We start from the raw sequence: 12,595 nt of genomic DNA, 5'->3' as shown, positions 1-12,595 counted from the left end.
TTGGACCAAATGTAAACGAAAATATTTGTTATTGCCTTCTATAAATCAATCCAGTTAAGTGAATGAAAGTAGTGTTATAATGGTATCGCGTAACCATGTTGGTGTTGACTAACATCGACACTAAGTTATTGTAATATAAATTATTGTATGGCTCTTTGATTCCAGTAACTTTTTAGGTCCGTTATCTCTTGTGTGCCATCTTGATACGTCAAAATTACATTCCACGACATCATTGGTTCTGCGCACATGCCAAAAAAAACCTCTGCTTGAGTTTCAGTTTTAGTTAATTTATTTAGCCTAACAGGAAGTCGCCCCATGTTCATATTTGTCGCAACAAGATAAACGGATTCTAAGGGTTTATTTGAACGTATCGTAAAGGGAATGAGTTGCTCTACAAATAAATGTTCCGTTTTAAACATCAGTGTGCTGTTTTTTGTGTTTCGTACAAGGCAACTATTGTGTTCCTCACAACTGATATTTTGAGACTCGTTAGGTGTTTTGGGATCGGGTGTGCACGCACCTAAGATATAACTGAAACTTATAAAAGTTAGTGTTTGAAATATAACAGATTGTTTTTTGAGCATTTGCACCAATTCTTTATTGATCTACAACAATAATATGTGTTTAGTCGCTGTTATTTTACCTCCAAAGCCATTATCATTCACCCTCCCAAAAGAACTTAAGTTTATCTTTTTAGGATTAATCTCCAATATTTGGATTTTGGGTCTAGAATAATAACCTTAAACAACTATTTTCACCCCCAAGTGGAATTTTAAAATATGACAACAACAAACATTGCTCACCCAGAGTACAATTACAAGGTTGTTAAGCAATTTGCTTTAACAACTGTTTTGTGGGGTATTGTAGGAATGACGGTTGGTGTATTGATTGCAGCGCAATTGATATGGCCCGCATTAAACTTCGATACACCATGGTTAACTTTCTCTCGACTTCGTCCTCTGCATACCAATGCGGTAATTTTCGCGTTTGGTACGAGCGCTCTATTTGCTACATCTTATTATGTTGTGCAGCGTACTTGTAAAGTTCGCATTATTAGCGACAAAGTCGCGGCATTTACATTCTGGGGTTGGCAGGCCGTTATTATTTCAGCTGTGATCACATTGCCGCTTGGAATTACAACGTCTAAAGAATATGCAGAGTTAGAATGGCCAATCGACATACTGATTACGTGTGTATGGTTAGCTTATGCTTATGTATTTTTAGGCACGTTGGCGATTCGTAAAACAAGCCATATATATGTAGCGAACTGGTTTTATGCCGGTTTCATTATCACCGTTGCGGTTTTACATTTAGTAAATAGCGCTGCAATACCTGTACATTTGTTTAAATCATATTCAATGTACTCAGGTGCGGTTGATGCAATGGTACAGTGGTGGTATGGACACAATGCGGTTGGTTTCTTACTAACAGCTGGTTTCCTTGGCATGATGTATTATTTTGTACCAAAACAAGCAGAGCGTCCGGTTTATTCGTATCGTTTGTCAGTTGTTCACTTTTGGGCGTTAATTTCGCTTTATATTTGGGCTGGTCCGCACCACTTACATTACACAGCACTTCCAGATTGGACTCAATCTTTAGGTATGGTGATGTCAGTTATACTCTTTATCCCATCATGGGGCGGTATGATCAACGGCATCATGACCTTGTCAGGTGCTTGGCATAAATTGAAAACCGACCCGGTTTTACGTTTCTTAATCGTTTCTCTTTCGTTCTACGGTATGTCGACGTTTGAAGGTCCAATGATGGCGATTAAGTCGGTAAATGCCCTTTCACACTACACTGACTGGACTATCGGTCACGTTCATTCTGGTGCGTTAGGTTGGGTTGCGATGATCTCTATCGGAGCGCTTTATCATTTAATTCCTCGTCTTTACGGTTTAACCCAAATGATTGACCTTAAATTGGTTAATGTTCATTTCTGGTTACACACAGTCGGTGTAGTACTTTATATCGTTGCTATGTGGATATCGGGTGTTATGCAAGGTCTAATGTGGCGTGCGGTAAACTCAGACGGTACATTAACATACAGTTTTGTACAGAGTCTTGAGGCTTCTTACCCATTCTATTTTGTTAGATTCTTAGGCGGCCTGTTTGTTGTAGCCGGTATGCTTGTAATGGCTTATAACGTCATTAAAACAGTTCGCAGTTCATCTAAGCAACCTGTTGCTGAAGCACAAGCTGTATAAGGAGCAATTATAATGGCAAATCATCACGAGAAGATTGAAAAAAGCGTCACGTTAATGGCTATATTAACTGTTGTCGCGATTAGCTTTGGTGCGCTAGTTGAAATTACTCCACTAATGTTTCAAAAAGATACGACCGAACCCGTTGCTGGTTTACGAGCTTTAACGCCATTGGAAATGGAAGGCCGTGACATATACATCCGTGAAGGGTGTAATAACTGTCACAGCCAAATGATCCGTCCATTCCGCGCTGAAGTAGAACGTTACGGTCACTATTCTGTTGCAGGTGAATCAGTTTGGGATCACCCTTTCCTTTGGGGTTCAAAACGAACTGGTCCTGACCTGGCTCGAGTAGGTCAACGTTATTCAGACGATTGGCACTATGCCCATTTAATGGATCCTCGTTCTGTTGTTCCACAGTCTAATATGCCTTCATTTAAATGGTTAGATGAAAACCTGTTGACTGGTGAACACATTGCAAAGAAATTTGAAGTCTTTAACAGATTAACTTCAGGCAAAACTCATAAAGATGCAGAGGGTAACTACATTCCTTTGTACTCTGCAGAAGACATTGCTGGTGCGAAAGCCGCCGTTGAAGGTAAAACTGAAATGCAGGCTCTAATCGCTTATTTGCAACAACTAGGTACTCATCTTAAGTAATGACTATGGATTACGGTACTTATAGAGGCATTTACACATTAATTTTATTAGTTTTATTTTTGCTTATCGTTTACTGGGCTTACGGTAAAAAACGTAAGAATAAATTTGACGACATCGCCAGTTCTATTCTTGAAGACGACGTTGAAGATAAGAAAAATAGTAAGGAGTCATAAAAATGGTCATGACTGAGTTTTGGCATTGGTGGGTAATAATACTCACTGTTACTTCATTAGTTCTTTGCTTTTGGATAATTACCATTAACTTAAAGAACTACACCCACGTAGGCGAAGGCGAGTCTATGGGGCACGAGTTTGACGGCATCGAAGAAATGAACAACCCTCTACCAAAGTGGTGGACGTATATGTTCTATTTCATTCTTGTTTGGTCAATTGGTTACCTCTTCTTATTTCCTGGTTTAGGAAACTATGAAGGTGCTTTAGGTTGGAAAAGCTCGAACCAAGGTATAGTGACTATGGCTGAGTCTAAAAAGCTGGCACAAATAGCAAAAGACGAAGGCTTACTTGTTCAATTAAACCAAGAAGAAGTTGTTGCAGAAGAACTTTACGGTCCTATCTTCAAAGCAATGGCAGATACGCCAATTTTGGAATTAGCATACAACGACGACGCGTTTAAAGTTGGTCAACGTTTGTACTTACAAAACTGTGCGCTTTGTCATGGTTCTGATGCCCGTGGTTCACGTGGTTTCCCTAACTTAACTGACAGTGATTGGTTATATGGTGGAGCTCCTGAAACAATTAAAGCGACTTTGATGCATGGTCGAGTTGGTGCGATGCCAGCTTGGGAAGCGTCACTAGGTGAGCAAGGTGTTCAGGAAATGACTGAATACGTTCTAAAGCTTGCTGGTCGTAAAGTTAACGATAAGTTAGCAGAAGCAGGTAAAGCTAAGTTTGTCATGTGTGCGGCATGTCACGGTCAAGATGGTCGTGGTTCAGTTGCTCACGGTCTGTCGTTTGGTGCACCTAACCTTACGGATAACGTTTGGTTGTATGGCGGTTCACGTCGTGCAGTTGAAGAGTCTATTCGAAGTGGTCGTAATGGTGTTATGCCAGCATGGAAAGACATTTTAGGCGCGGATAAAGTACACGTTATCTCTGCTTATATATATAGGAAGTCCCACCCTAATCAGTAGGACTTCAGAAAAAGCCTCTTCGGAGGCTTTTTTTTACTATTAATTCAGAAGTACATTCCCCACATTAATGTCTTTCTAAATTAAACGTATTATTGCAATTCTAACTATGTTCAAACTAGATTTTAGTAAAAGATCTGTTAGGTTCGTACTCCCCAATTAGGAAATTTTAATGAATTTAAAACAAGATATTTGGTATAAAAACCCGTACGTATGGTTGGTTATAACTTTACCGATGACGGCGGTAATCGGTGGTATTGCTACAGTTATCATTACAAGCATGAACCAACCAGATATGGTTGTAGATGACTACTACAAAAAAGGTAAGGCCATTAATTTAGAACTTAAGTTATACAAACAAGCGGAAGCGTTGGGCATTGAAATGTCGACGGTCATTACCGACCAAAAGATTACACTGGAAAACCCTTATAACTTTCCCGCGGTTAAAATAAAGCTAGTCCACTCTACGTTAAAATATCGTGACCTAGATTTCATTGCGACACCAAACGCTAAGGGACAACTTACTGCACCGGTTGAACATGATATTTCAGGTAAATGGCAAGTGTTCATCGAACCTATGGATGGCAGCTGGAAACTTCGAAAAGAAATCGCTCTTCCAAACAGCAATACAATACTAATTAAATAAAACTAATTGACTGGTAATGACAAAAAAAACTGCGTGTTTTCATTGTGGTGAATCGATTCCGACAGGTGAAAGCCCCCTATTCGCCCAGCTTAATACTGAACAACAGCAAGTATGTTGTAATGGTTGTAAAGCGGTTAGTGAGCACATTTATCAAAGTGGTCTAAGTGTTTATTACCAGTACCGAACTGAACTTGGCAATAAGCCCGATACTTCTGATAGTAGTGATTTTGAAGTTTATAATCAGGCAGAATATATTGATTTAATTTGTGAGAACCTCCAAGAGTCCACAAAACGGATCACGTTAAGTGTCGACAATATTCACTGTGCCGCATGTGCTTGGTTAATTGAACATTCATTATCGCCACTTGATGGCATAATCAAAGTTAATGTAAACACGATTAGCGAACGAGCGACAATTGAATGGGACCAAAATATAATCCACCTTTCGCAACTCCTTTCAAAACTTAAATCTATTGGCTATGCTAGCACGCCATTTTCGGTAACCGATGCTGAAAAAAACATCAAACGTCAGGAAAAGCAATACATTAAACGATTAGGCGTTGCTGGGTTGTTCACCATGCAAGTCATGATGCTCGCTTTTGCTATGTATTTTGGCGCCTTTTCGACAATGGAGTCGCACCAAACAAGTTACTTTAAATGGATCAGTTTTGCGCTATGCATCCCAGTTGTATTCTATTCAGCGTTGCCGTTCTTAAGGGGGGCAATAACCGCGGTTAAATCTCGCCACTTATCTATGGATGTTTCCGTCGCGGTCGCTATTTACGGTGCTTTTTTTATTAGTTTTTATCAGCTATTAAAATATGGTTTTGATGGTAATCGTGGGGAGGTATATTTCGAAAGTATTTCGATGTTTACCTTGTTGTTACTCATTGGAAAATACCTAGAGTTTAAAGCAAAAAGTCGAGCAATATTGTCCAATGCAAATCTAAATAAAACGCTCCCTATTTTTGCCAATCGATTTGAAAACGGTCAGATAACAACGGTATTAATTCAAAAATTAAATATTGGAGACACCATAGTAGTAAAACCGGGTGAACAGTTTGCCGTGGACGGTAAAATAGTTAATGGCGAAACAACAGTCAATGAATCTGTTTTAACTGGTGAATTTTCTCCAATATTTAAACATTTTGGTGATCCTGTGTTGGCCGGCAGTATTAACAACGATGGCAATATTAAAGTAGAAATTACGGCGTTAGGGTCTAATACAACATTAGCTAAGATTGGTCAGTTACAGGAAGAATTTACCAAACACCGTCCTAAATTAAGTCAATTTGCCGACAAAATTGCTCACTATTTTGTTATTGGACAACTAATAATTGCATTTATTACTTATTTGATTTGGTTGAATGTAAGTCCAGACGACGCTATATGGATAAGTTTATCGGTTTTAGTTGCTACCTGCCCCTGTGCGTTAAGTTTAGCAACACCAACGGCCTATACCTGTATTTTAAGTAAGTTAAATCGTAAGGGTATCTTAGTTAAAGATGCATTAGCATTTGAACAATTGACAGAAATAACCCATGTTGCTTTTGATAAAACAGGTACATTAACAACAGGCCGATTTGAAATAAACGCAAATGGTACAGAATTATTCTCAGAATTTACGACAGAATTAGCGGCTGCGGTTTACTTATTACAATGTCATTCTGAACACCCAATTGCTAAAGCGTTTACCACCGAAAACTTAGGTATTCTCAATCGTGATATTGGCACCATAAACTTAACGGACATTGTAAGTCATATTGGCCAAGGTATTTCGGCAACTTATAATGAAAAGACCTTAAAAATAGGGACTCCGGAGTTTATCGGGTCGACTTTACATTTTCCAAAAACCCGTACAGTGCAAAATGTATTGGTTAGTTATGACAATAGGTTATGCGCACAGTTTAGTGTTACGGATAACCTAAAACAAGATAGTGAAATAACAATAAGTAACCTAAAACAAAAAGGGTTAACTACCTTGTTAGTTACCGGTGACCCATCTGAATCTGGTAATGTGATCGGCAAAAAGCTTAACTTTGATCATATCTATACAGGGTGTGATCCTAAATCAAAAGCGGATAAGATTGTGTCATTGCAGTCAGAGGGCAATAATATTTTGATGATCGGGGATGGAATTAACGACGCACCCGTTTTTGGGGCGTCTAATGTATCCATTGCAATGTCTAGTGGTGCAGACATGACTAAACACTCTGCTGATATCATAGTACTTAACAATAAATTAACGGCTGTTGAAACGCTTTTAACAGCGGCATTAGAAACAAAACAGACAATCCGTAATAACCTGTATTGGTCTTTAATTTACAATATGATTATTTTACCAGTGGCCATGTTAGGATTGGTGCCACCTTATATTGCGGTGCTCGGTATGTCAGCAAGTTCAATATTGGTCGTATCGAATTCACTAAAACTATTACGGGATTAAAACGTTGCAAGTAATTTACTACCTAATACCGGTTGCTCTGATATTTTTAATCATCGGCGTAATTGCATTTTTTTGGGCAACAAAAAACGAGCAATTCGACGACATTGAAAAACATGGTTTGTCCATTCTAATGGATGAAGACGACAACACGACAAAACCTAAAGACAATGAATGAAGTCATAACTGCGTTAATAATGGGTCTAACCGGCTCAGTTCATTGTTTAACTATGTGTGGTTCATTATCTGTTGCTCTTGGATTTTCAATTCCAAAACAGAAAACTTTTTGGCTATATGCGTTATTTGTTAGCCTCGGTCGTGTGTTTGGGTACGGTCTTATTGGGTTACTTGCTAACCTATTAACACAGTCGATCGTTGTCGCAAGTTCAGGTACGGTATTTTATCTATCAATGTTATCCGGTGTATTAATAGTCGGTATCGGATTGCATATAGCTAATATTAGTAATATCGTCACAAAGTTAGAAAAACTTGGTACGTTTATCGACATTTGGTTAGCGCCGCTAAAGAAAAAACTGATGCCAATTGACACGATTCCCAAATGTTTAGCCTATGGTTTATTGTGGGGCTTCTTACCCTGTGGTCTTGTTTATACAGCACTGAGCTTAGCAATTGTCAGTCCGAGCCCAATAACGGCTTTTTCAGTAATGACAATTTTTGGATTGGCTACTTTACCTACCGTCGTCGGTATGACGGTTTTTTCTAATCACCTCTCTCGTATTTTTAGCCATAGCTACACTAAAATCATATTGGGTTTAATAATTACTTTCGCTGGGCTATATCAAATTAGTAACGCTTTTTATAAACTAAACGCATTGAATGTTTAAAAGTCGTGATAACGCAATGCAAACTCCTTGTAATACTTTTTCGATAAGTTGTGCTAACTGCAATCTAAGCCAGTTATGCATACCGTTTTCATTAAACGATGATGAACTCAATACATTAGACAATGCTATTGATCGCAAAAAACCGTTCCATAAAGGTGATGTGTTATTTGAAGCAGGCGCAAAATTTACAAGTCTTTTTGCCGTCAGATCAGGAAGTTTCAAGTCGTACTTAATTGACAAGCAAGGTGTATCACAAGTTACTGCTTTTCATTTACCTGGGGATGTCATTGGCTTTGACGCCCTTGCAGAGCGGACGCATCAAACCTTTAGCACGGCATTAGAGACTTCTATGGTTTGTGAGATCCCATTTACATTAATGGATGATTTGTCGAACCAGATGCCCAAATTACGTCAACAAGTGAACCGCTTGATGAGTAACGAAATTAGCCATGATCAATCGATGTTTATGCAACTAAATAAACGTACAGCAGAAGAACGTGTCGCTCGATTTATTGTGGATATGGCTAATCGATTTAGCCAACGAAATCTATCCAAACGGTCATTCCGTTTGTCTATGACTCGCGCTGACATTGGCAATTATCTAGGTTTAACCGTCGAGACTGTATCTCGTATCTTTAGTAAGTTTCAAAAACAGATGCTGATAAAAGTGGATGGCAAATTAATTGAAATAATTGATTTTGACAATTTGAATCAACTTTAAAAAACCTCTTAAAATAATTAGAAGCTTTTGCATTATTGACTACAATTAAAGTAAGAAAATCATTAAGGTGAATTTCATATGAGTCAATTTAGCAAATTATTAGTTGTTATCGATCCAGCAGAAGATAACCAAAAAGCACTTTCCCGAGCTCTGCAGTTAGCGTCATGCGTTTCAAATTGTAATGTGACGCTCTTCCTCACAATTTATGATTTTTCCTATGAAATGACAACTATGTTGTCGCCAACAGAACGCGAATCAATGAGAAATGCGGTTATTCAAGATCGGAAAGATTGGTTAAACCAATTGGTTATCGAAGCACAGGGCACGAGCAGTCTAATTGATATCATCGTTGTCTGGCACAACCGCCCTTATGAAAGCATTATTAGAACCGTAATAGAGGGTGATTTTGACCTAGTAGTTAAAGCCACTCACGAACATGATATTTTAAAATCAGTGATCTTTACGCCAACTGATTGGCATCTACTACGTAAGTGCCCCTGTAGTGTATTGTTAGTCAAAGAACATCAATGGCCTGACCACGGTCAAATATTAGGTGCTATCAACGCAGGTACTGACGACATCGATCATATGAAGCTCAACGAATCTATTGTTGAACATGCCCATTATATGAGTGACTTGCTAAACGCTGAAGTCAATTTAGTTAATGCTTTCCCACCTACCCCCATGAATATTGCAGTAGAAATACCAGAATTTGATGTTATTGAATACCAAAATTCAATGCAGGAGCATCATAACGCGGCAGTCAAAAAATTTGCTAAGCAACATGGTGTACCAATGGAAAACGTCTATTGCGAAGAAGGTATGCCTGAAGATGTTATACCTAAGATAAGTGAACAAATAGACGCTGAGCTTGTTGTCATCGGTACAGTAGGTCGAAGTGGCTTAAGCGCCGCATTGATTGGCAATACAGCGGAACACGTTATCGATAATATCGATTGCGATTTATTAGCATTAAAACCACCCGGCTTTGTAAGTAGTGTTAAACCACTATAAGTAAGTTTGCGCTGTGTTGACCAATAATCAATTTATCTTTGCTGATACAAAATATATAATGCGCGCCTTAGTTTTTGAGGGTAATTATGGCGACTTCAGTTCAAGCAAAAGAAAAATACAACTTTAACAAACTGCAAAAACGTTTGCGTAGAGATGTCGGTAAGGCAATTGCAGATTTTAATATGATCGAACACGGCGATCGCGTTATGGTTTGTTTATCAGGTGGCAAGGATAGCTATGCTATGTTGGATATCTTGATGAGCCTGCAACGTTCTGCACCCATTCAATTTGAACTAATCGCAGTTAACTTAGATCAGAAGCAGCCTGGTTTTCCTGCCCAAGTTTTACCTAACTACTTAGAAGAACTTGGCATTGAATACAAAATTGTCACTGAAGACACTTATTCAATCGTGATGGATAAAATACCAGAAGGTAAAACAACCTGTTCTTTATGTTCTCGTCTAAGACGTGGGATTTTATATAGGACTGCAAAGGAGCTTGGTGCAACTAAAATTGCTTTGGGTCATCACCGAGACGATATTTTAGAAACTATGTTTTTGAACATGTTTCACGGTGGTAAATTAAAATCTATGCCGCCAAAGTTAAAAAGTGATAATAAAGAACATGTTGTCATTCGTCCGCTTGCGTACGCAAAAGAGAAAGACATTCAACGTTTTGCCGACGCTAAACAATTCCCTATCATTCCATGTAATCTTTGTGGCTCACAAGAAAACCTGCAGAGACAAAACATCAAAGAGATGTTAAACAGTTGGGACAAACAATTCCCGGGCCGCATTGAAAGTATGTTTAAAGCATTGCAAAATGTTGTTCCAAGTCACCTTGCTGACAACGAATTATATGATTTTAAAACCTTAAGTCAGGAAGTAGATGAAGGTGATATTGCGTTTGATGCACCTGAAATTCCTTCGTTTGTAATTGACGACGATGTGATCGATGATGACAGCACAGTCACTCAATTTGTTGAATTAAGTTAAAGACAATAAAAAAGCCACTGTAAAGTGGCTTTTTTGATCTATTTGCAACCGTTATCGCATCGCTGAAGCTAAACCTTATCAGGCAATAAAGTAGTATTTATTTGGGCTCAATTTTAGCCCAAGAATCACGTAAACCAACAGTCTTGTTAAATACTAAATTTCCGGCTTCATTCTTAGTTCCATCGTTACAGAAATAACCTAATCGTTCAAACTGGAATGCTTGCTGAGCTTGGCTTTCAAGTAAACTTGGTTCAATAAATCCGTTGCGGATAATTAATGAGTCTGGATTTAAGATCTCATCAATTGATTCTGCAGCCGCTGGATTTGGAACGGTAAATAGACGGTCATAATCTCGAATTTCGGCTGGAACACCTTCGCTCGCTGACACCCAATGGATAACGCCTTTAGCCTTGCGGCCATCCGCAGGCAACTTACCTAACGTAGTATCGTCATAAGTACAATAAATTGTCGTGATTTCGCCGTTTTCATCTTTATCACAGCGTTCTGCTTTGACGAAATAAGCATTACGTAAACGAACTTCCTTACCAATGACTAGACGTTTGTATTTTTTGTTGGCTTCCTCACGAAAATCTTCGCGTTCAATAAATACTTCACGAGTAAATGGCAATTTACGACTGCCCATGTCTTCGTTGTTGGGATGATTTGGTGCGTCTAACCATTCAACACTGTCAGTTGGGTAGTTTTCGATAACCACTTTTATCGGATCTAAAACAGCCATTGCGCGAGGTGCATTTTCATTTAGGTCATCTCGGATACAGGCTTCTAACATGCCCATTTCGACCGTGTTTTCCATCTTAGTCACACCAATACGTTGGCAAAACTCTTGGATAGCTGCTGCCGTATACCCTCTACGACGTAAACCCGCAATAGTTGGCATTCTAGGATCATCCCAGCCACTCACGTAATTTTCTGTTACTAACGTATTTAGCTTACGTTTACTCATCATCGTGTATTCAAGGTTTAGTCTTGAAAACTCATATTGATGTGGGCGCGACTCTATAGTGATATTATCCAAAACCCAGTCGTAAAGACGACGATTATCTTGGAATTCTAGCGTACATAAAGAATGCGTAATGTTTTCAATCGCATCAGAAATACAGTGAGTAAAATCGTACATTGGGTAAATGCACCATTTGTCGCCAGTTTGGTGATGATTAGCATATCGAATACGATAAATAACAGGATCACGCATACACATGAAGCTGCTCGACATATCTATTTTAGCTCGTAAGCAGCACTCACCTTCTTTGTATTTCCCATCGCGCATATCATGAAAATGTTTGAGGTTTTCCTCAATGGATACGTCGCGATATGGGCTGTTTTTACCTGGTGATGTAAGCGTACCTCGCATTGAGCGAATTTCTTCTTGATTAGAAAACTCTACATACGCGAGGCCTTTGGAGATGAGTTCTTCTGCAAAACCAAAAAGCTGGTCAAAATAATTAGAAGAATAGCGGACTTCATCGTGCCACTGATAGCCTAACCAGTTAACGTCTTTTTTTATTGCGTTTACGTAGTCAATGTCTTCTTTTTCAGGATTTGTATCATCAAATCGCAAGTTACAAAAACCGTTATAATCTTTTGCAATACCGAAATTAAGCACAATAGATTTTGCATGCCCGATGTGCAAATAACCGTTTGGTTCTGGCGGAAAACGGGTATGAGTTGTTTGATGTTTTCCTGCTTCTAAATCTGCATCAATTATATTTCTGATAAAGTTCGTCGGACGAGCTTGCATCTCTGCCATTGATAGTGCCTTTTTAACTAAATAATTGCCAAGAGTATACCACTGCTGGTATTAAGTATGCCAAGTGTAAATAGTTCATTAGCTGATATTTTAAGCACTTAACAAAATTAACCAGTTTTTGACAAAAATCACCAACTCATCTACATTTTTTG

The 12,595-nt window shown here is 38.7% G+C and carries 13 protein-coding genes; 11 read left to right on the top strand and 2 right to left on the bottom strand.

What is annotated here, in order from left to right:
- Nucleotides 1-140 precede the first annotated feature (140 nt).
- Complete coding sequence (locus tag KO525_RS06370) at nt 141-419, bottom strand: hypothetical protein (RefSeq protein WP_215962951.1); 279 nt, start codon at nt 417-419, stop codon at nt 141-143.
- A gap of 360 nt (nt 420-779) precedes the next feature.
- Between KO525_RS06370 and ccoN the strand changes: the two genes are divergently transcribed.
- The 11 genes from ccoN to ttcA all read left to right on the top strand — a co-directional run bounded on the left by ccoN (nt 780) and on the right by ttcA (nt 10,675).
- The gene (gene ccoN / locus KO525_RS06365; protein WP_215962950.1) at nt 780-2,207 is read left to right on the top strand and encodes a cytochrome-c oxidase, cbb3-type subunit I; all 1,428 of its coding nucleotides are present in this window, start codon (nt 780-782) and stop codon (nt 2,205-2,207) included.
- A gap of 12 nt (nt 2,208-2,219) precedes the next feature.
- Nucleotides 2,220-2,864 carry a cytochrome-c oxidase, cbb3-type subunit II gene (ccoO, locus tag KO525_RS06360; protein WP_215962949.1) on the top strand — a complete coding sequence of 215 codons (645 nt, stop codon included), beginning with the start codon at nt 2,220-2,222 and terminating at the stop codon, nt 2,862-2,864.
- Nucleotides 2,865-2,869: 5 nt separating this feature from the next.
- A complete protein-coding gene (locus KO525_RS06355) occupies nt 2,870-3,037 on the top strand; it encodes a CcoQ/FixQ family Cbb3-type cytochrome c oxidase assembly chaperone (RefSeq protein WP_215962948.1) in 168 nt (55 codons plus the stop codon).
- An 8-nt stretch (nt 3,038-3,045) separates the two neighbouring features.
- The gene (gene ccoP / locus KO525_RS06350) at nt 3,046-4,014 is read left to right on the top strand and encodes a cytochrome-c oxidase, cbb3-type subunit III (protein ID WP_215962947.1); all 969 of its coding nucleotides are present in this window, start codon (nt 3,046-3,048) and stop codon (nt 4,012-4,014) included.
- Between the two features lie 169 nt (nt 4,015-4,183).
- Nucleotides 4,184-4,657: a FixH family protein gene (locus KO525_RS06345; protein ID WP_215962946.1), complete on the top strand. Its 474-nt coding sequence runs from the start codon at nt 4,184-4,186 to the stop codon at nt 4,655-4,657.
- A 16-nt stretch (nt 4,658-4,673) separates the two neighbouring features.
- Nucleotides 4,674-7,103 (top strand): heavy metal translocating P-type ATPase, encoded by a 2,430-nt coding sequence (locus KO525_RS06340; RefSeq protein ID WP_215962945.1) that lies wholly within the window; start codon nt 4,674-4,676, stop codon nt 7,101-7,103.
- 4 nt (nt 7,104-7,107) lie between these two features.
- Nucleotides 7,108-7,278 (top strand): cbb3-type cytochrome oxidase assembly protein CcoS, encoded by a 171-nt coding sequence (gene ccoS / locus KO525_RS06335; RefSeq protein WP_215962944.1) that lies wholly within the window; start codon nt 7,108-7,110, stop codon nt 7,276-7,278.
- Nucleotides 7,271-7,945 carry a sulfite exporter TauE/SafE family protein gene (locus KO525_RS06330; protein WP_215962943.1) on the top strand — a complete coding sequence of 225 codons (675 nt, stop codon included), beginning with the start codon at nt 7,271-7,273 and terminating at the stop codon, nt 7,943-7,945. The genes ccoS and KO525_RS06330 overlap by 8 nt, the downstream gene beginning before the upstream one ends.
- A complete protein-coding gene (fnr, locus tag KO525_RS06325; protein WP_215962942.1) occupies nt 7,938-8,666 on the top strand; it encodes a fumarate/nitrate reduction transcriptional regulator Fnr in 729 nt (242 codons plus the stop codon). The genes KO525_RS06330 and fnr overlap by 8 nt, the downstream gene beginning before the upstream one ends.
- Before the next feature lie 78 nt (nt 8,667-8,744).
- The gene (gene uspE / locus KO525_RS06320) at nt 8,745-9,680 is read left to right on the top strand and encodes a universal stress protein UspE (protein ID WP_215962941.1); all 936 of its coding nucleotides are present in this window, start codon (nt 8,745-8,747) and stop codon (nt 9,678-9,680) included.
- A gap of 86 nt (nt 9,681-9,766) precedes the next feature.
- Nucleotides 9,767-10,675: a tRNA 2-thiocytidine(32) synthetase TtcA gene (gene ttcA / locus KO525_RS06315; RefSeq protein ID WP_215962940.1), complete on the top strand. Its 909-nt coding sequence runs from the start codon at nt 9,767-9,769 to the stop codon at nt 10,673-10,675.
- 97 nt (nt 10,676-10,772) lie between these two features.
- Here the strand turns inward: ttcA and glnS are convergent, their stop codons facing one another.
- A complete protein-coding gene (gene glnS / locus KO525_RS06310; RefSeq protein WP_215962939.1) occupies nt 10,773-12,443 on the bottom strand; it encodes a glutamine--tRNA ligase in 1,671 nt (556 codons plus the stop codon).
- Between the last annotated feature and the right edge of the window lie 152 nt (nt 12,444-12,595).

Origin of the sequence: Psychrosphaera sp. B3R10 (genome assembly GCF_018861025.1) — a bacterium.
In the GTDB taxonomy this organism is placed as follows: Bacteria; Pseudomonadota; Gammaproteobacteria; order Enterobacterales; family Alteromonadaceae; genus Psychrosphaera; species Psychrosphaera algicola.
The sequence above is the reverse complement of the archived record's forward strand: the minus strand, read 5'-3'. Positions and strand labels throughout refer to the sequence as shown.

Coding starts and splice junctions, on each gene's coding strand:
- fnr (WP_215962942.1), top strand. CDS start 7,938: ATGTTTAAAAGTCGTGATAACGCAATGCAAACTCCTTGTAATACTTTT.
- ttcA (WP_215962940.1), top strand. CDS start 9,767: ATGGCGACTTCAGTTCAAGCAAAAGAAAAATACAACTTTAACAAACTG.
- ccoN (WP_215962950.1), top strand. CDS start 780: ATGACAACAACAAACATTGCTCACCCAGAGTACAATTACAAGGTTGTT.
- ccoO (WP_215962949.1), top strand. CDS start 2,220: ATGGCAAATCATCACGAGAAGATTGAAAAAAGCGTCACGTTAATGGCT.
- glnS (WP_215962939.1), bottom strand. CDS start 12,443: ATGGCAGAGATGCAAGCTCGTCCGACGAACTTTATCAGAAATATAATT.
- KO525_RS06345 (WP_215962946.1), top strand. CDS start 4,184: ATGAATTTAAAACAAGATATTTGGTATAAAAACCCGTACGTATGGTTG.
- KO525_RS06370 (WP_215962951.1), bottom strand. CDS start 419: ATGTTTAAAACGGAACATTTATTTGTAGAGCAACTCATTCCCTTTACG.
- KO525_RS06330 (WP_215962943.1), top strand. CDS start 7,271: ATGAATGAAGTCATAACTGCGTTAATAATGGGTCTAACCGGCTCAGTT.
- ccoP (WP_215962947.1), top strand. CDS start 3,046: ATGACTGAGTTTTGGCATTGGTGGGTAATAATACTCACTGTTACTTCA.
- KO525_RS06340 (WP_215962945.1), top strand. CDS start 4,674: ATGACAAAAAAAACTGCGTGTTTTCATTGTGGTGAATCGATTCCGACA.
- KO525_RS06355 (WP_215962948.1), top strand. CDS start 2,870: ATGGATTACGGTACTTATAGAGGCATTTACACATTAATTTTATTAGTT.
- uspE (WP_215962941.1), top strand. CDS start 8,745: ATGAGTCAATTTAGCAAATTATTAGTTGTTATCGATCCAGCAGAAGAT.